Source organism: Oscillibacter sp. (assembly GCF_032018205.1).
In the GTDB taxonomy this organism is placed as follows: domain Bacteria; phylum Bacillota; class Clostridia; order Oscillospirales; family Oscillospiraceae; genus Oscillibacter.
The window spans coordinates 1-16,716 of the sequence record NZ_DALZOY010000021.1 but is presented as its reverse complement, the minus strand read 5'-3'; the positions used below and the strand labels follow the sequence as shown (position 1 = coordinate 16,716).

The following is a 16,716-nucleotide window of genomic DNA, read 5'->3' as shown; positions in this document are numbered from 1 at the left end:
TTCATGCCGGCAGTAAACAGCACCCTGTATGACGCGGCTACCGGTGGGTTCGTTTGTGATTTTATCCAGCGCCTGCCCACCACAGACACGGGAAAGGCATTTAAGCTCTATGCCTGGCAGGTGTCCGCGATCATGGATTTTTACTCCACCATGGATGTGGACGAGGATACCCGGGAGCAAATGCGGCATTATTGGTATCTTTATCTTGAAGTCCCCAAGAAAAACGGAAAGAGCGAACTGGCGGCGGCTCTGGGGATCTATCACCTGTTTGCGGACGGGGAACTGAACGCCGAGGTGTATGTCTGCGCGGCGGATAAGGAAAACGCCGGTATCGTATTTAACGCTGCGGTCTTTATGTTGACTACCGCGCGCTGGACGGCCAAGATGATTGCCCGGGGCGAGCTGCACATTGTTGAAAGCCGCAAACTGATTGAGTACCGTCGCAAGGTGATCACGGCCAACGGCGGCAGCAAATGGGTTGTGCTCGGGATTATGAAGGTCCTCTCAAGCGAGGCGTACAGCAAGCACGGCTATAAGCCAAGCTGCGTTATTTTCGACGAGCTGCACGCGCAGCCCAACCGGGACCTCTGGGACGTTATGACCTTCGGCTCCGGCTCCGGCCGGAAGCAGCCGGTTTACATTGTTCTGACCACCGCCGGAGACGATCCGGACCGGGGTTCCATTGGTTGGGAAATCCACGAGAAGGCCGTGGGCGTCCGGGATGCCCGGCAGCTAAAAAAGGTGCTGGCGGAAGGCGGAGATCCGCGCGGGATATTGAGCCTGCGCCACGCGGCGGACGAGGACCTTGCCGCTGCGGAGCAGGAGCTGCTGGGGCGGGACCTCTCCAACTGGCTCCCTATCCTGTACGGCCTGACGGCGGTTTATGGAGACGATCCGGACGACCTCGCCAAGCTGGATATTTGGGATGAGGCACTGTGGTATCAGTGCAATCCGTCGCTGGGACAGCACCTGAAGATCCGCACGCTGCGGCTGGAGGCCCAGGAGGCCAAAAAGAGCGAGGCCGGAGAAAAACTGTTCCGCTGGCTGCGGTTGAACCAGTGGATCTCTGTGAAAACGGTGGGCTGGGTGCCTTTGACCATTTATGACAAAACGCAGTGGCCGCCAAAAGACGCGGAGACGGATAATGCGCTGCCGGGGCCTGAACGGCGGAGGGCGGCGCGGGAACTGCTGCGGGGAAAACGCTGCTATGGGGGACTGGATCTCTCCAAGCGGACGGACCTGACTGCCTTTGTGTTGCTGTTCCCGCCCCAGAAGGGGCTGGACACCTGGGTAACGCTGTACTGGGGCATCTGGAGGCCGGAAATTGGAACGGAGGACGCGGAGAAGCGAGACCATGTGCCCTATCGGGATTGGGCGAGAGCGGGCTTTTTGACGTTGTGCCCCGGCGACACCATCGACTATGACATGGTGGAGGAGTCCATCTTTGAAGCGGCGGAGGTGTTTGAACTCATCATGCTGGGCGCTGATCCGCACCTTTCGTGGACGCTGATTCCCCGACTCCAGAAGGGCCAGTCGGAGAGGGGCCGCGCAGGCATCAACTGCATTGAGACGCCTCAGGACATGAAAAATATGTCCCCGGCTATGCACGAGATGGAAAAAGAGATCCGGGACCACAAGATGCTCCATGAGCACAATACCTGTGCCCGCTGGAATTTTGGCAATGTCCGCTGCCGCACCGACGGCAACGAAAATATTAAGCCCATGAAGAACCTGTCCACCGGACGTATCGATGTGACGGTGGCGTGGATTAACTCAAAGATCACTGCCATGATCGACATGGCCAACGCAAAGCCTTATGACACAGAAAATCTTGGGGAGGACTGGGGACTATGACAAACGAGGAAAAACTGGCCCGCCGGAAGCAGCGGCTGAAAGCGGTCGGCCTGTATTTGGATGATCTTCTGATGCTGCTTGGCGGGGCGGCGCTGGTGACGGCGGCGGCCTTGGCTGCGGGAGCGGCTGCGGCATTTGCGGCGGCAGGATGCTGGCTCAGTGCCGCTGCATGGATTATAGCCAGGGCCAGACGGAGAGGATGATGTAACATGCTGCTCAGTAAATCCATGGGGCCGCCCAGAGCGGTCAGCTATAACACATTGTCGTGGGACCAGGTCAACGAACAGTTTCGCAGAATCTTTTATTCCGGCGGAGAGTATGACACCAGCCGCCTGGGGGCGGAGCAGCTTTCGCCGGTGGCGGCTGCCCACAGAATTTTGACCTGCCACTTTGGAGTGATCCCGTTTAATGTCTACCAGAAAAACGGTGATGCCCGCGAGCCGGTGGCGGAGGATGCGCTGGACAAAGTATTTAAAATCCGCCCCAATGAAAATATGAGTCCGTTTGTTTGCGGCAAGACCATTATGTCCAATGCCTTTTGGCATGGCGTGGGCTATTGCTGGAATCGGCCCGGCCTGGACGGAAAGATTGCGGAACGTATTCCACTTCCCACAGAATGCTGCCACATCCGGCGGGATCAGGAAACGGGAACCTACTGGTATGACTTCACGGTCGATGGCGTGTTTCATTCTTTTTCGGGACATGAGCTGTCCATGCTGTTTTTTGAGAGCTATGACGGGATTCGGGGCCGGGGCTTCCTCCATTTGGCGAGGGAGACCATCGGAGCAGAAGGGGCTGCCCAGCAGTATGGACGGAAATTTTACCAGAACGGAGCAAACCCGTCCGCCATTGTGGAAGTCGATGCCGACCTTAACGATGCAGGGCGGGACAAAGTCCGGGATCAATTCAGCTCCTACAACCCGTTTGGCGAGGATGCGTTTAAGGTGGCGGTACTGACCAGAGGCTATAAATACACGCCCATGGGCCTGAACCAAAGGGACAGCCAGTACATTGAGAGCCGCGGGTTTGGCGTGGAGGAGATATCCCGGTTTACCGGCATCCCCAAGTGGATGCTGCAAAGCGGCAATGAATCTTTCGATTCCAACAGTGCCCAGCGCATTGCTTACGTGACGGACACCCTGATGCCCTATATCGTCCAGTGGGAGCAGGAGAATACCTACAAGGCGCTTTCCATATCTCAGCGGAAAAAGAACTGGTACTTCAAGGGCAATCCCTCTGTGCTGCTGCGCGGGAATGACGATGCGCGAGCCAGCTTCTTCCAGAAGATGGTGTACACCGGCATTTACAATCTGGATGAATGCCGCGCACTGGATGAACGAAACCCCATCCCAGGCGGGCTGGGCCAGAAGTTTTTAGCAACCAAAAATCTCGGCTCGCTGGAGTCAATTTTGAAAGGAGATGGAGGCAATGCCTGAAATTGAAATTCGGGGCACGCTGCTGGACAACGATACCGCTGACATTGCCCGGTGGTGTGGTTGGCGAGACCTTACCGCACCCATGGATGTCAAGGCGGCGCTGGAGGCAGCAGGGGGAAAGACTGTAACGGTTCTGATCAACTCTCCGGGCGGAAACATGACAGTGGGGGGCGAAATCCGGTCCATGCTGCGGCGTTACAGCGGGCACACCGAGGCGCTCTATCAGGGGTACGGCGCATCGGCTGCAACCATCGCGGCATCCGGGTGCGATACCATTCGCTCGGAGCCGGGCGCATTGCTCTGCTATCACAATCCGTCCGGCGGCGATGAGGGCGACTTTCGGGAAATGCAGCGGTATTCGGAGGAATTGAAAAATGCCCGTGACGCGGTGATTGAAACCTACATGGCCCGGGCCGGTTTCAATATGACCCGCGAGGAGCTTGTGGCGCTCATGGATAAGAGTATTTTTATCTCTCCCACGCAGGCGTTGGAATACGGCCTGATCGACGAGGTGGTGCAGATGGACGGTGTGTCCGAATCGGGCACAATCGGAACGCTGGTTGCGGCCTGCGGCAATACCATCCGCGTAACGGCCGCCATGCGAAAGCGCTACGCCGACCACAAAACGGAGGAATCCGCGCAGACCCAGCTAAAGGCAAGACGCGCCCTGGCTCGCATCAGGTCGCTTGCAAATTATTAAATTTTGAAAAGGAAGGTACAGAGCATGGACTACATGGAAAAAATCAATGAGCTGCGGGCGCAGAAGTCGGAGCTTTCCGCCAAAGCCGAAAAACTCGTGATGGATGGCAAATTTGATGAGGCCGACCAGCTCTCCACGCAGATGGAGGGCCTCAACAGCAACATCGACACGGTGATCAAGGCGATGCAGGCAAGCCAGAAGAATGCCGTTCCTGATAATCTGGGCGATGACGGCATTTTGAACAATGGGAAAAAGCCGGAGACGAAGGACGACAAAAAGGCCCTGCACCTGTTTGATTCCTTGGGCGAGCAGCTTCAGTCCATTGTGGCCCGCGCAAAAAGCGGCGAGGTGGATAAGCGGCTGTCCCAGATCAACAACGCGGTGCAGGGCGTAGGAACTGGGGCCGGAGCTGACGGAGCGTTTGCCATTCAGCCGGATTTCGCCGGGGCAATCATCGAGAGCGCGGTTCAGAACAGCCCGCTCCTGCAGCGGCTGGATCGGTATACCTGCTCCAATGCATCTAACTCCGCAAAGTGGCTTCGGTCCAACGAAACCGACGTTTCCACTGCTGTGTTTGGCGGAATCCAGATGTACTGGGCGGCTGAGGGCGCCACCGTGGCAGCAAGCAAGCCTGCATTCAAGGAGATGCGGCTGGACTTGGAGAAGATGATGGGCTTCATGTATGCCACCGACGAGATGCTGCAGGACACCGCATTTTTGACCGGCCTTGCAGCCAACGGCTTCTCCCTTGCGTCTGATCGCCTGCTGACGGAGGCTGTGATCTCCGGAGACGGTGTCGGAAAGCCTCTGGGCATCCTCAATTCCGGGGCTCTGGTCACCGTGGCAAAAGATTCCGGACAGGCTGCCGCGACGTTTACCGGAGCCAACGCTATCCGGATGCAGGCCCGTGCGATGCCCCGGAACCGGGAGCGCCTGTGCTGGTTGATGCATCCTGACGTGGAAGAGCTCCTGCCGTACCTCGCCATTCAGAGCGGTGACGCATCTAAGTTCCTCTGGAATCCCGAGGGTGGCCTGGGTGCTTTCGATACCCAGCGAGTGCTGAACAAGCCGGTACTGTTTGACGACAACTGCAAAGCGCTTGGCTCTGCGGGTGACATCCTGTTGGTGGACCCCTATCAGTACATCCTGCTGATGAAGGGCACGGCCAAGCAGGATTGGTCCATCCATGTGGAGTTCCTGACCGATCAGCAGTGCTTCCGCATGGTGTTCCGCTGCAACGGTGCTCCCAAAGTGGATGCCCCGCTCACCATCAAAAACAGCAACAAGACCCGCAGCCCGTTTGTGACGCTGGCTGCGCGTGCGTAAGGAGGTTTAACCGATGAACAGAATTATGGAAGGTATGAAGGCGGAAGTAGCCTGCGTTCCCGTTTCCCTGGCGGCAGCTACGGACTCCACCGCAATTTACATCTCCGCCGCAAAGAAGCGCCAACTGGCGTTTACCATTTCCACCGGAGCGCTGGCCAGCGGCAAGAAACTGACGGTTGCCGTCTATGGAGCTACGAATGCCAGTGGAACCGGCGCGGAAAAACTGGGCGAGCAGGTGTTTACAGCCTCTGGTGCCATGCCGTCCGCTGTGGCGGTGGTGGATGTGCGCCCTCAGGCTGCTTACAGTCATTATGCAGTGAAATTCCAGCATAACGCTGCCGCCGAGGTGATCTGCAGTGCTTTGGCGCTGGGCGAGGGACAGTATCTCCCTGTCGGCAACGACTGGGCGCTGACGGTCTGAGCCATGGCGGAGCTGAAGCCGGAGCGGAAGGACGAGCTGCTGGCGTACTGCCGGATTGACGCGCCGGAGGACACTTTGCTGCTCCCGGGATATTACTCCGCGTCGGTGGGGTACATGGCGGGAGCCGGAGTCAGCATCCCCCCAGATGGCACTGACCGCCGGGCGCTGTATGACCAGTGCATCAACTATTTGGTGCTGGATAAGTACGAGCGCCGAAGCGCGACCATCACAGGAACCGTGGTGGAGAATCCTGAGTTCGTGCGAATCAAGAATCAACTGAAGCTCACCGAGCCGGTGCCCAATTCGGGCACCGGCGGCGGGGAATAGGAGGACGGCATGGCGTTTATCAGCGCGGGGGACCTGAACGAGCGGGTACAGGCCCGGGAACTGACCTTTAACGAGGCAAAAAATGCATGGGCGTGGACGACGGCATGGGGCGCTTGGGTCAAGGCGGAGCAGAGCGACCGGACGAGCTATTTTTCGGCCGTGGGCATCGGGGCGCGGAGCGTGGTATTTACCATGCGCAAGGCCAGCCGCATCAATTTGGGCCTGTCCTTTCTGTGGCGCGGGCGGTTCTGCTTCCTGACTTCCGTTGCGGATACGGAGCAGGCGGGAATCGTGGAGATCAAGGCGGCGCTGTGCGAGCCGGTGGAGTGCCGGAAGGACGCGGACCTTGATCCAGTGGGGTGCAGCTTCCCCGGGGTGCTGACGGAGAAGTATTTTAAGTCCGAGCCGGAGCGGCCCCACACGGTGACCACCGTGGCCTATGTGCTGGTGACGCCGAAAGCAATCGAACTGGACCCCGGCTCTCTGGTGGAGGCGGGCGGCAAGGCTTACAGCGTGCAGGCGTGCCACACGCTGGATCAATGGAAAAATGAATATGAAATCCTCCGGAAGGAGGATTGCTGATGGGTGGTTTGGCCAGGGCGGATCTGCGGGAGTGGAATGCGTTTTGGCGGCGCTGGGATAAACTGACCGAGGAGTGGCCGGACGCCAAGCGCACAGCGCTTTTTGAAGCCGGTAAGGCATCTTTGACGGAGGTCCTTTCGCAAATCAACCGGCGTGTTTCTGACCCCCGTGGCAGGGTAAACCGCTGGCAGGAGCTGAAACAGAGCAGCGGCGGCGGGTATGTGGTAATTACCTCGGAAAAAGATGAAGTCGTCCAATTGACCAAAGGCGGGGAAAAAACAACCAGCCGGGATGTTACCCGCTATCTGGAAAAAGGGCATAAAGCTCGCACCCCCTCGGGCCGCAGCGAGCGATATCGGGAACGCCTTTCTGCGGGTAAGGTCATCGCTTCTGGAAATGCGGGATTTATTGTTCGGGGCCGCCTGTTTTACAGTTGGGCAAAGCTGCGCGCGGGCGATTTGGGCCGGGATGCGGCTGAAAAGGCGCTTCAGCGGCTGAAGTCCGCCATTGAACAGGGCGGTTCCCGCCTGAGTTAGAAAGGATCATAAAATGCTGACGCCTGATCATATCACGGCCGCCGTAAGCGGGGCGGTAAGGGAACTGTTCCCCGGCGAGGAAGTTTATGCAAACGTGGCTCCCCGGGGATTCACACGGCCCAGCAACATGGTGGAGCTAAACGGAATCACCCTGGGCGAGGTATCCCCCGGCGGCGTGGAGCTTCGCTATACCTACCGCATTACTGATTTCGTGGAGGTGGACGAGCGGCACAACAGCCATTTGGCGGCGCTGGACCTGCGGACCATGCTTCTGGTGAGCATGTTTGCCAAAGGGTATCTGAAGGCCGGGACCAGGGCGCTGAAGGTGCGGAGCTGCGCCACGGCCCACAATTTTGACTTTACTGAAACGACGGTGACGCTCTCCCTCTCATACAGCCGGGAGGAACTCGACCCGGCGGCGGTGCTGCCGATGATGGAGCAGCTCACGCTGATCACAAAAACAAAGGAGGATACAGGCACATGAGCAATTTGAAGATGCCCAGCATTGACATTGTATTTCAGCAGGCGGCATCCACGGCACTGGCCCGGTCCCAGAAAGGGACGGTGGCGCTGATTCTGCGGGACGCGGCACTGAAGGGCAATAGCTACACCCTTACGGCCCCGTCCCAGCTTCCTGTCGCGATGGGCGCGGCCAATCAGGCGGCGGTGCGGCGGGCGTTTCTGGGGTACGTGAAGCCTCCGAAAAAGATTCTGGTGTATGTGATGGATGAGGAGGACCTCATTACCGCCGGGTGCGAGGCGCTGGGCTGGCTGTCCACCCAACAGTTTGATTATCTGGCCGGGCCTGCCGACCTGACGGCTGCGGAGGCGGCCGTGATCAAAGCGTGGATTATCATTCGGCGGAGCGACAGCCACGCGATTTTCAAGGCAGTGCTGCCCGCTCTTGCGGCGGACAGCGAGTCCATTATCAACTTTACCGCCACCGGCATCGACGTTGGCGGGACTGAGAAACTCACGGCCGCCGACTACTGCGGCCGGATCGCGGGACTTCTGGCTGGCACGCCCATGAGCATTTCCGCCACCTACGCGCCCCTCCCGGAGGTCCGGGACGTGGAACGTTTGACGGAGGCGGCGCTGAATGCCGCTGTGGGCACGGGGCAGCTCGTCCTGTTCTGGGATGGGGAAAAGGTGAAGACCGGCCGGGCCGTCAACAGCCTGACCACCGTCACCGGAAAGAGCGACGAGTGGAAGAAAATCAAGATTGTGGAGCTGCTGGACATGGTGCAGCACGATCTGCGGGCCGCCATTGAGGACGGGTACATCGGCAAGTATGCAAACACTTATGAAAACAAACTGCTGCTGGTGACGGCCATCACGAACTATCTCCGCTCCCTCGCCCGGGACGGCCTGATTCTGGAGGACTTCACCTGCGGCATCAACGTGGACGAGCAGCAGGCGTGGCTGGAGGAGCAGGGCACCTCCACGGTGGACATGAGCGAACAGGAGATCAAAGAGGCGGGCACCGGCACTCATGTATTTCTGGCGGTGTCCATTCATCCGGTGGACGCCATTGAAGACGTCAGCGTGGGTATCACGCTGTAAAGGAGGATTGTATGGACGGATACAGAGTAATTAACGGCACGTTTGGCAGTGTCTGGGCCGATGGCAGCGAGGTGGCGGAGGTCAACGCGTTTCAAGTGAAGATTAACAAAAACAAAAGCACCCTCAACTTCTGCCGCCAGATGGCGGAGGACAGCAAAATTACCGGGGTGAAAATCACCGGCAGCATGACGCTCCACAAGATTTATTCCCGGGGCAGCGACGACGTGGAGCAGGTGCAGGCGGGCCGCGATGTGCGCAAGACGCTGGTGGGTGCGCTGGCCGACCCGGACGCCTTCGGCGCGGAGCGGATTGCCGTGTATGGCGTGAGCTATGACGAGGTGACGGTGATGGACTGGGCCGCCGCCAAGGAGGGCAGCATCACCATTCCCTTTACCGCCACGCGGGTGGAATATCTGGACAAGATTGAGGTGCAGTGATGAGTGAGGATTTGAAGAGCGTCAGCGTGCTGGAGCTGCTGCTGAAGCCGGAGCTGCCGGACGTACGGAAGGTGCTGCCGGAAAAGCAGGTGGAGGTGCCCCGGCTCAGTGAGCTGGCGGGGGAGCCGGTTGTCTTCACGCTGCGGGGCCTGAGCTATGATCAGGTTCGGCAGGTGCAGGAAAAGCCCCGGAGCGATCAGGCTGCGTTCGGCGTGCTGCATGGCTGCGTCAGCCCCAAGTGGGGGGATGCGGCGCTGTTGGACAAGACTAAAGGCATTGCAACGCCGATTGACGCCATTAAGGCGCGGCTGATCTCCGGGGAGATTGACGAGCTGTACATGGAGATTCAGCAGCTTTCGGGGTATTTGCGCAGGACCCTCGGTGAGGTAAAAAACGGCTAGAGGCGGGGGACGACCCGGAGCTGTCATTACTGTTTTACTTGTTCCGCGCCCACCACTGGCCGCTTAGCGAGCTGAAGGCCCTGTGGGAGGCGCGGGACGGGTGGCAGGAGATCATCCGGGAGTTTTCCGCCTTTGAGTGCGAGCTGCGCAACAGGCGATAAAAAAGCCGCCCTCCCGGCGGGGAGGGCGGCGGCAAAGCCAACAGAAACGAGGTGAGGCGCATGGCGGAGTCTATTTCCATCATCATGAAAATGAACGAGGATGTTACCGGCAAAATGAAGTCCATCGCCAGTATGTCGCAGGGCTGCTCCAAGGAACTGGAGGAGCTGGGGCAACGGACGCTGGCGCTGGGCAAACGGTATCAGACTCTCAATGAAAACGCGGCAAAGGCGGCATCGAAGGCGGCGGAGGTCAAAAAGGCCATGGATGAGGCTGCGAAAGCTTTTAAGAAAAGCGAGGACGCAGCGGACAAGGTAACCTTTGAAAAACTGAAGACCGAGTATAACGAGCTGACGGCCTCTGCAAGCTCCTGGCAGAAAATGTCCAAGACGGCGATGAAGGAAATGACCGACAGCTACGAAACCATGCGCAAGATGGACGCGGGAATGGTTTCATCTGGCGGTGGTGGAGCAATCTCATCCGGAGGCAACTCTGGGGGAGCTGGCCTGCTTGGTGCGCTTGCCAGTGCCGGCCTTTTGAAACTGGGCGGCGATGCCATTGCGCAGGCGGCCAACAGTATGGTTGGATCGGCTTTGGGCGACGTGGGCGGCTCGCTGGTTTCGGGCGTCCTGTCCGGCGCGGCTTCCGGCGCGGCGCTGGGGTCCGTGATCCCTGGGCTTGGCACCGCCATCGGCGCGGCAATTGGCGGCGCAGCGGGGTTGGTGACCAGCGGAACACAGGCGTTTGGGGGCTATGACGACGCCTTTAAAAGCTATGTGCAGGAAAACACGGAAGGACAGCTAAGCCAGCGGGACGCAGATATCCAGTCCGGCTCCGCCGTGGCCTCCCAGCGGGAGCAGGACGCCATTGCGTTTAACACTATGCTGGGCGAGGGCGTGGGAGATACGTACCTCAAAGACCTGCGCACGCTGGCGGCCGACACGCCCATGGAGTATGGTGACCTGACGGCTATGAGCCGGTCACTGGCTACGGGCTTCAAGGATGACCCCAGCCGGATGCTGGGGTTGATGACGTCCATCGGCAACGCGGGCAGCGCCGTGGGTGCGGATGCAGGCGGCATGAACACCATGGCCACGGCCATGGCACGGATGCAGTCCAGCGGCAAGGCATCGCTGGAGTACATCAACCTGATCCAGGAGCGTGGCGTGGACGCTGTCGGAATGCTGGCGGATGGGCTGGGCAAAAGCAAGGCAAAAATTTATGAAATGATCTCTGCTGGGAAAATTGGCGGCATCAACGCCGTCAACATCATTCAGCAGGCCATGGATAAGATGTATGCCGGGGCGATGGAAAAACAGTCTCAGACCTTTGGCGGCCTCACCTCTACGTTGGAGGACGCGCAGGCGGAAATACAAAATGCCTATGGCGAGGGGTATAACGCCGAGCGGGGCAAGGGAATCTCGGAGCAGACGGACTATTTATCCGGCAGCAGCGGGGAGCGGCAAATGGAGGCGAACCGGGCCATTGGCGCATGGCAGGCAAGCCTTGAAAATGCCAAGGAAAAGGCCATTCGGGACGCAGTGGACAGTGCTATGGACAGTGAAGCCTATCGGGAAGCTGAGGCCACCGGCGACGCCGTGAAAATGGGCGAGATGATCGCCCGGGCCAAAGTGCAGGGACAAAATGAATATAACGCCAGCGAGGGCGCACAGTTGGCACTGGAATCGGAACGGGCACTTGCCAAGAGCATCCGCGACGACACGGGGACCAATCAGGACTATTGGGACGCAGGCTACGAAAAGGGGAACTGGTACACCAAGGGGCTGGCGGATGCGATTCGCGGAAGCAACTTCAATCCAAAGGCGGCCGGATATTCCTATGATCTGATTACAAATACGTGGTCTGACGGGAAGGGCAATTACTATGACGAGACAACAGGGAACCGTTATAAAAGTTCCCACGCCTTCGGGCTGCGGCGGGTACCGGAGACGGGACTGTATCTGCTGCATCAGGATGAGAGTGTGCGCACGGCGGCGGAGAGCCGCGCGGGAAGTGGAGACGCTGTACAGCCTCTGATTACCGGCAACGTGTTCAACGTCCGGAAGGAAAGTGACATCCCGGCCATTGCGTCGGAGCTGCTGCAGCAGATTCAACTGGCCGGGATGCGGGCGGAGTAAGGAGGGCGTATGCAATTTGTTTTTCGGAGCGTCAGGAGCGACACGCAGTTGATCATGCCGGTGACGCCGGATCGGTTCGCCGTGGAGACCGGGCGGAAGGTTACGGTGCTGGACATGGCCCAGACCGGCGAGGCGGCGTTTCCGGGGCTTTCCGCCCTATTTGATGAGCAGCTTGAATTTCTGCTTCCGTCGGAGGCGCGGAACTATACCCAGGGCGGCTACGCCGGGGAGCCTTACGCCGTGGTGAAAACGCTGGCGGACTGGTCGGAAGCGGGGGAGGTGCTGCGGCTGATCGTCACCGACACGCCGGTGAACTTCCCGGTTCTGCTGGGGCCGGTGCGCTACGGCGAGCAGGATGGCACCGGGGACGTGTATGTGACGCTGACCCTGCGGCGCTACCGGGATTTGGCGGCGGAGACGGCGGGCATCACCGCCGAAACCGGGAACAACAGCCGCTCCATCGTCCGGGCCGCGCAGCCGGAGCGGGTCCACACGGTGGTCAAAGGGGATACCCTTTGGGGCATCGCCCGGAAGCAGTACGGGAACGGGGCGCTGTGCTGGAAGCTGGCTACATACAACGGCATCAAAAATGCCAACCTGATCTATCCCGGGCAGAAGGTGCGCTGCCCTGACAAATCCAAGCTTTAAGGGGGCGGCGGCGTGGCCTACGATGATCTATTAAAAATCAGGACTTGGAGCCTGGACGGAAAGAAAACGGAGCATATCACGCCGTTTGTGCAGAGCAAGGCGTGGAGCGGGAGCTATAAAGACTGCGCCCGGCAGCTTTCCTTCAGCGCGACCCCCGAGGCATTGTGCGAGCTGGGCGGGCTGACGCGGCTGTACCACGAGGCGGACATTTTGTTTTCCGGGCATGTGGTATCCCGGAAGCGGGACAGCCTGGGCCAGACTGTGGACTGCACCGCGCTGGACAACGGGCGATACTTAAAGCGCAACAGCACCTATCTGGCGGTGCGTAAGCAGACGCCGGAGGCCGTGACGCGGCAGCTCTGCAAAGAGTTTGGCATCCTAACCGGCAGCATCGCGGCCACGGGAATTTCCCTCAGCCGCAACTTTCTGGGCGTGAGCCTGTACCAGATCATCCAGACGATGTACACGCTGGCGTCGGAGCAGAACGGGAAGAAGTATCAGATTCGCTTTTTATCCAATCAGCTTCAGGTGGTAGAGAAGGCCATCGGCGCGGACAGCCTGCGGCTGGTGCCGGGGAGCAATCTGATCTCCTGCAGCAGCGAAGACAGCATTGAGAGCATGGTGACACGGGTGGGCGTGTACGACGACAACAACAAGCTGACGGCGCATTTTGACAGCCCCAACAACTATGTGGCGCTGTACGGATTGATGCAGCAGGCCATTAAAGCCACCGACAGCGAAAAGCCGGAGGCGGCGGCCAAGCAAATTTTAGAGGACAACGGCATTGAAACCACCATCACGGCCCAATGCATTGGAAGCCCCAAGTTAATCACCGGCAACGCGGTGGTGGTAGAGGAGCCAGTCACGGGGACTTACGGCGAGTTTTGGATTACGGCGGACAGCCACAGCTTTTCGGAGGGCGTGTACCATACGAAGGTATCGCTGGATTTCCGAAACCTGATGGACAAGCAATCGGCGGGCAGCGTGCCTAAAAAATAATGTGTCCAATTTGGACACAAACGGAAGGGAGCGAGGAAGACATGAAGGGCGACCCATTCAGCGCCTTATACGATATGATGCGGACTGCCGGGCAGGAGGACGCCCCCACCGGGCCCGCTCTGATGCGGCGGGGCACAGTGCGGAACGTCTCCCCGCTGACCATCGACGTGGCGGGGACCACGCAGGAGGCGGACCGCTTTTACATCTGCGACCGGCTTGCTGCCGGACACGCGGAGAAACTGACGGTATCCGGCGACCGCGTGTCCGGGGCGCTGGACATCTCCGCCAGTTGCCCCATGGGGAGCCATGACAGTATGGCCATCCTCCGTGGCACGGTGGCGCTGAACGCAGTGGCCACACAGGACGGGCCGGTGCTGAAGCCCGGAGACGAGGTGCTTTTGCTGACGGCCGACGATCAGATGTTTTATATCATCGATAAGGTGGTGAGCTGCGGATGAGTTCAATTTTTCCGGTGGTACAGCCGGAGGCCGAGGAGACCGCCAGCGCCCTGCCGCTGGCACGGGAAATCAAATGGGACTTTCAGTCGGGCGTGCCGGTCTTCTCTGCCGGGGAGCCGGTGATTGTCTCCGGGGCCGAGGCGGTGCGGGTCTGGTGCTGGAAGGCGCTGAAAACGCCCCGGTATCGTCATGACATTTACACATGGGATTACGGCAGCGAAGCCGAGGACCTGATCGGCAAGGCGTTTACTGCGGACGTGAAGCGCAGCGAGGCAATCCGGTATATCCGGGAGGCGCTGCTGGTGAGTCCTTACATCACCGGCGTGGGGGAAATATCTGTGGGATTTGCAGGGGACCGCCTGACGGTGCAATGCTCCGTCAGCACCGTTTATGGGGAGGTGGATTTTAATGTATGAGGATTTGACCGAGGAACAGGTGAAGGCCCGAATCATTGCGCGGCTGCAAACGCCGCTGCTCACCGGCGAGGGCAGTTTTACCGGCGACATCATTGCCGCCATTGCTGCGGAGCTTTGCCAGTGCTATCACTCCATGGATGCAATGGCACCTGCGTTCTATGTGGATGAGACCAGCGGATCGTACATCGACAAGCAGGCGTCCATGGTGGGCATCAACCGTAAGGCGGGAACCTCTGCCGCCTGCCCGGTGACATTTACCGGTTCGGACGGGGCCACGGTTCCGGCGGGTGCGCCGTTTTACACGGCGGCGGGGTTGACCTTTTATCTGGACGGAGCCGTTACCATCTCCGGCGGCACGGCCACAGGGACGCTGACGGCGGCGGTGGGTTCGGCTTATAACATCGGGGCCGGGGAAATCGTGTCCACACTGCGCAATTACAGCGGGATTACAGGCTACGCCAACGGACCGGCCACTGGAGGAACGGACGCGGAGACGGACACGGCGCTGGTGGAGCGCTACTATGCCCGTATGCGGCGCTCTCCCACCTCCGGCAACCCCTATCACTATCAGATGTGGGCCGGGGAGACGGACGGCGTAGGCTTTGCCCGGGTGATTTCCAAGTGGGACGGAGACGGCACCGTCAAGGTGCTGCTGGCGTCGCCGGATGGCGGCGTGGTGGACCCGGAGGTGGTCGCTGCGGCGGCCGCCCACATCGGAACGGAGCGGCCCGTGGGGCCTGCTGTGACGGTGCTGTCCGCCACAGCCAGAATGCTGGAGGTGAGCGCCGCCGTGAGCATTGACGGCAGCACCAGCAAGGAGGCGGTGCAGGACGCGCTGGAGCAGGCTGTGGGGGCCTATTTCAAGTCCTTGGTATCCGGTAGCTTCTCCCGCAATCTGGACGCGGAACTGGACGCGCTTGAGGAGCAGACCTACACCGTGCTTTACAATCGGGTGGCGTTTTTGCTTTTGAGCATCCCCGGTGTGGTGGACTACACCGCTCTGACGGTGGGCGGCGGAGAGAGTAATGTCGTGATCGCGGCCGACGAGGTGCCGGTGCTGGGCGAGGTGACGGTGACGTGAGTATGCTGCTGGCAAAATACCCGGAGTATCTGCAAAAGGGCGCGGAGTTTGCCGACATCCAGCAGGCGTTAGAGCCGGAGCGGCTGGCCTTATGGCAGGCCCGGGACGGCCTGATGGATCAGCTCAATGTGGACAGCGCCACATGGGGGCTTCAATATTGGGAGCAGGCGCTGGGCATCCCGGTGGAGCTGGTAAAGCCCGCCGCCTTCCGACGCAGCCGAGTGAAATCCAAGCTGCGGGGCGTGGGCGTGACCACCGTGGCCATGATTCAGAACGTGGCCGAGAGCTTCAGCAATGGAGCCGTGGACGTCACGGAGCAGCCGGAGCGGTACCGGGTGGAGATCAAGTTTGTGGGCACCATTGGCATTCCGCCCAACATGGCCGATCTGACCGCCGCCCTGCGGGAAGTTATGCCCGCGCATCTGGGATGGGACTATGTGATCATCTACAATACCTGGGATGCGATTAAGGCCCGCACATGGGAGGCACTGGCCGCCCGGACCTGGGCTGACATAAAGGAGAGTGATCTGGATGGATAGTACCGCAAATCTGGGATTGCGGTTGCCTGCGGGTACCGATTACGCTGACGTGGCCGATCTCAATTACAACTTTGCGAAGTTGGACGCGGCGATGGCGGCGGCGCGGTCGGCGGGGGAATATGCCCCGGGCAGGGGCTATGCCGTGGGAGACTACTGCACCTGGGACGGCAAGCTGTACAAATGCACCACGGCCATCCCGGCGGGAGAGCCGTGGAATCCGGCGCACTGGGCGGAGACGAGCGTTGACGCGGAATTTAAGGCGCTGTATGCGGCGCTGGCGGGGAAGGCTGCAGTAAACCATACACACACGGCGGTTCAGGTGGGCGCGGACCCGTCCGGCAGCGCGGCGGCGGTGCAGGCAAATCTCGCGGCCCACGCGGGCAACACCACAGCACACCTGACGGCGGCAGAGCGGGCGGCGTGGAACGGGAAGGCCAACACCGTCACCCTGACGGCCACTGTGCCGGTGGCGTGGACGGCATCCGGGAATTTCTTTTACCAAAACGTGTCCGTGCCGGGGGTGCTGGCAACGGATAATCCAATTGCGGATATCCTGATGGGGGGCGATCCCGAGGCCAACAAGCTTTACGCCGAAGCATGGGGCAAAGTGCTGCAGGCCATTACCTATGACGGCGGCGTGCAAATCTGGTGCACGGAAGCGCCCACCGTGGCATTCCCGGTGCAGTTTAAGGTGG

General features: G+C 59.9%; 22 protein-coding genes. All 22 read left to right on the top strand.

Annotated elements, in window-relative coordinates; genetic code table 11:
- Nucleotides 1–3 precede the first annotated feature (3 nt).
- Entirely contained in the window at nucleotides 4–1,854 is a 1,851-nt protein-coding gene (locus tag RTU96_RS13440) for a terminase TerL endonuclease subunit (RefSeq protein WP_312637148.1), read from the top strand.
- Nucleotides 1,851–2,057, top strand: a complete 207-nt coding sequence (locus RTU96_RS13435; RefSeq protein WP_312637147.1) for a hypothetical protein — start codon at nucleotides 1,851–1,853, stop codon at nucleotides 2,055–2,057. The genes RTU96_RS13440 and RTU96_RS13435 overlap by 4 nt, the downstream gene beginning before the upstream one ends.
- Before the next feature lie 6 nt (nucleotides 2,058–2,063).
- Nucleotides 2,064–3,290: a phage portal protein gene (locus RTU96_RS13430; protein ID WP_312637145.1), complete on the top strand. Its 1,227-nt coding sequence runs from the start codon at nucleotides 2,064–2,066 to the stop codon at nucleotides 3,288–3,290.
- A complete protein-coding gene (locus RTU96_RS13425; protein WP_312637144.1) occupies nucleotides 3,283–3,990 on the top strand; it encodes a Clp protease ClpP in 708 nt (235 codons plus the stop codon). Before RTU96_RS13430 ends, RTU96_RS13425 begins: the two co-directional genes overlap by 8 nt.
- Nucleotides 3,991–4,014: 24 nt before the next feature.
- Nucleotides 4,015–5,316, top strand: a complete 1,302-nt coding sequence (locus tag RTU96_RS13420) for a phage major capsid protein (protein ID WP_312637143.1) — start codon at nucleotides 4,015–4,017, stop codon at nucleotides 5,314–5,316.
- A 13-nt stretch (nucleotides 5,317–5,329) separates the two neighbouring features.
- Entirely contained in the window at nucleotides 5,330–5,737 is a 408-nt protein-coding gene (locus RTU96_RS13415; protein ID WP_312637142.1) for a hypothetical protein, read from the top strand.
- A 3-nt stretch (nucleotides 5,738–5,740) separates the two neighbouring features.
- Nucleotides 5,741–6,064, top strand: coding sequence for a head-tail connector protein (locus RTU96_RS13410; RefSeq protein WP_312637141.1), 324 nt, complete (start codon nucleotides 5,741–5,743; stop codon nucleotides 6,062–6,064).
- Nucleotides 6,065–6,073: 9 nt separating this feature from the next.
- Nucleotides 6,074–6,646: a hypothetical protein gene (locus RTU96_RS13405; RefSeq protein ID WP_312637140.1), complete on the top strand. Its 573-nt coding sequence runs from the start codon at nucleotides 6,074–6,076 to the stop codon at nucleotides 6,644–6,646.
- Entirely contained in the window at nucleotides 6,646–7,182 is a 537-nt protein-coding gene (locus RTU96_RS13400; protein WP_312637139.1) for a hypothetical protein, read from the top strand. The genes RTU96_RS13405 and RTU96_RS13400 overlap by 1 nt, the downstream gene beginning before the upstream one ends.
- A gap of 13 nt (nucleotides 7,183–7,195) precedes the next feature.
- Entirely contained in the window at nucleotides 7,196–7,666 is a 471-nt protein-coding gene (locus RTU96_RS13395; RefSeq protein ID WP_312637138.1) for a DUF6838 family protein, read from the top strand.
- The gene (locus RTU96_RS13390; protein WP_312637137.1) at nucleotides 7,663–8,745 is read left to right on the top strand and encodes a phage tail sheath C-terminal domain-containing protein; all 1,083 of its coding nucleotides are present in this window, start codon (nucleotides 7,663–7,665) and stop codon (nucleotides 8,743–8,745) included. The genes RTU96_RS13395 and RTU96_RS13390 overlap by 4 nt, the downstream gene beginning before the upstream one ends.
- A gap of 11 nt (nucleotides 8,746–8,756) precedes the next feature.
- Nucleotides 8,757–9,182, top strand: a complete 426-nt coding sequence (locus RTU96_RS13385; protein ID WP_312637135.1) for a phage tail tube protein — start codon at nucleotides 8,757–8,759, stop codon at nucleotides 9,180–9,182.
- A complete protein-coding gene (locus RTU96_RS13380; protein ID WP_312637133.1) occupies nucleotides 9,182–9,583 on the top strand; it encodes a phage tail assembly chaperone in 402 nt (133 codons plus the stop codon). The genes RTU96_RS13385 and RTU96_RS13380 overlap by 1 nt, the downstream gene beginning before the upstream one ends.
- A gap of 38 nt (nucleotides 9,584–9,621) precedes the next feature.
- A complete protein-coding gene (locus RTU96_RS13375) occupies nucleotides 9,622–9,744 on the top strand; it encodes a hypothetical protein (protein ID WP_312637132.1) in 123 nt (40 codons plus the stop codon).
- Nucleotides 9,745–9,804: 60 nt separating this feature from the next.
- Complete coding sequence (locus RTU96_RS13370; RefSeq protein ID WP_312637131.1) at nucleotides 9,805–11,880, top strand: tape measure protein; 2,076 nt, start codon at nucleotides 9,805–9,807, stop codon at nucleotides 11,878–11,880.
- Between the two features lie 9 nt (nucleotides 11,881–11,889).
- Nucleotides 11,890–12,528 (top strand): LysM peptidoglycan-binding domain-containing protein, encoded by a 639-nt coding sequence (locus tag RTU96_RS13365; RefSeq protein WP_312637130.1) that lies wholly within the window; start codon nucleotides 11,890–11,892, stop codon nucleotides 12,526–12,528.
- Nucleotides 12,529–12,540: 12 nt separating this feature from the next.
- The gene (locus tag RTU96_RS13360; protein WP_312637128.1) at nucleotides 12,541–13,527 is read left to right on the top strand and encodes a hypothetical protein; all 987 of its coding nucleotides are present in this window, start codon (nucleotides 12,541–12,543) and stop codon (nucleotides 13,525–13,527) included.
- Entirely contained in the window at nucleotides 13,527–13,985 is a 459-nt protein-coding gene (locus RTU96_RS13355) for a DUF2577 family protein (protein ID WP_312637127.1), read from the top strand. The genes RTU96_RS13360 and RTU96_RS13355 overlap by 1 nt, the downstream gene beginning before the upstream one ends.
- Entirely contained in the window at nucleotides 13,982–14,401 is a 420-nt protein-coding gene (locus RTU96_RS13350) for a DUF2634 domain-containing protein (RefSeq protein ID WP_312637125.1), read from the top strand. The genes RTU96_RS13355 and RTU96_RS13350 overlap by 4 nt, the downstream gene beginning before the upstream one ends.
- The gene (locus RTU96_RS13345) at nucleotides 14,394–15,482 is read left to right on the top strand and encodes a baseplate J/gp47 family protein (RefSeq protein WP_312637124.1); all 1,089 of its coding nucleotides are present in this window, start codon (nucleotides 14,394–14,396) and stop codon (nucleotides 15,480–15,482) included. Before RTU96_RS13350 ends, RTU96_RS13345 begins: the two co-directional genes overlap by 8 nt.
- 2 nt (nucleotides 15,483–15,484) lie before the next feature.
- Nucleotides 15,485–16,021, top strand: a complete 537-nt coding sequence (locus tag RTU96_RS13340) for a putative phage tail protein (RefSeq protein ID WP_312637181.1) — start codon at nucleotides 15,485–15,487, stop codon at nucleotides 16,019–16,021.
- Nucleotides 16,014–16,716 (top strand): carbohydrate-binding protein (locus tag RTU96_RS13335; protein WP_397357050.1); only part of this gene is annotated, 703 nt, incomplete at its 3' end. The genes RTU96_RS13340 and RTU96_RS13335, both read left to right, overlap by 8 nt.

Coding starts and splice junctions, on each gene's coding strand:
- RTU96_RS13395 (WP_312637138.1), top strand. CDS start 7,196: ATGCTGACGCCTGATCATATCACGGCCGCCGTAAGCGGGGCGGTAAGG.
- RTU96_RS13390 (WP_312637137.1), top strand. CDS start 7,663: ATGAGCAATTTGAAGATGCCCAGCATTGACATTGTATTTCAGCAGGCG.
- RTU96_RS13355 (WP_312637127.1), top strand. CDS start 13,527: ATGTGTCCAATTTGGACACAAACGGAAGGGAGCGAGGAAGACATGAAG.
- RTU96_RS13365 (WP_312637130.1), top strand. CDS start 11,890: ATGCAATTTGTTTTTCGGAGCGTCAGGAGCGACACGCAGTTGATCATG.
- RTU96_RS13380 (WP_312637133.1), top strand. CDS start 9,182: ATGAGTGAGGATTTGAAGAGCGTCAGCGTGCTGGAGCTGCTGCTGAAG.
- RTU96_RS13400 (WP_312637139.1), top strand. CDS start 6,646: ATGGGTGGTTTGGCCAGGGCGGATCTGCGGGAGTGGAATGCGTTTTGG.
- RTU96_RS13430 (WP_312637145.1), top strand. CDS start 2,064: ATGCTGCTCAGTAAATCCATGGGGCCGCCCAGAGCGGTCAGCTATAAC.
- RTU96_RS13345 (WP_312637124.1), top strand. CDS start 14,394: ATGTATGAGGATTTGACCGAGGAACAGGTGAAGGCCCGAATCATTGCG.
- RTU96_RS13435 (WP_312637147.1), top strand. CDS start 1,851: ATGACAAACGAGGAAAAACTGGCCCGCCGGAAGCAGCGGCTGAAAGCG.
- RTU96_RS13410 (WP_312637141.1), top strand. CDS start 5,741: ATGGCGGAGCTGAAGCCGGAGCGGAAGGACGAGCTGCTGGCGTACTGC.
- RTU96_RS13350 (WP_312637125.1), top strand. CDS start 13,982: ATGAGTTCAATTTTTCCGGTGGTACAGCCGGAGGCCGAGGAGACCGCC.
- RTU96_RS13405 (WP_312637140.1), top strand. CDS start 6,074: ATGGCGTTTATCAGCGCGGGGGACCTGAACGAGCGGGTACAGGCCCGG.
- RTU96_RS13440 (WP_312637148.1), top strand. CDS start 4: ATGCCGGCAGTAAACAGCACCCTGTATGACGCGGCTACCGGTGGGTTC.
- RTU96_RS13385 (WP_312637135.1), top strand. CDS start 8,757: ATGGACGGATACAGAGTAATTAACGGCACGTTTGGCAGTGTCTGGGCC.
- RTU96_RS13425 (WP_312637144.1), top strand. CDS start 3,283: ATGCCTGAAATTGAAATTCGGGGCACGCTGCTGGACAACGATACCGCT.
- RTU96_RS13420 (WP_312637143.1), top strand. CDS start 4,015: ATGGACTACATGGAAAAAATCAATGAGCTGCGGGCGCAGAAGTCGGAG.
- RTU96_RS13370 (WP_312637131.1), top strand. CDS start 9,805: ATGGCGGAGTCTATTTCCATCATCATGAAAATGAACGAGGATGTTACC.
- RTU96_RS13415 (WP_312637142.1), top strand. CDS start 5,330: ATGAACAGAATTATGGAAGGTATGAAGGCGGAAGTAGCCTGCGTTCCC.
- RTU96_RS13340 (WP_312637181.1), top strand. CDS start 15,485: ATGCTGCTGGCAAAATACCCGGAGTATCTGCAAAAGGGCGCGGAGTTT.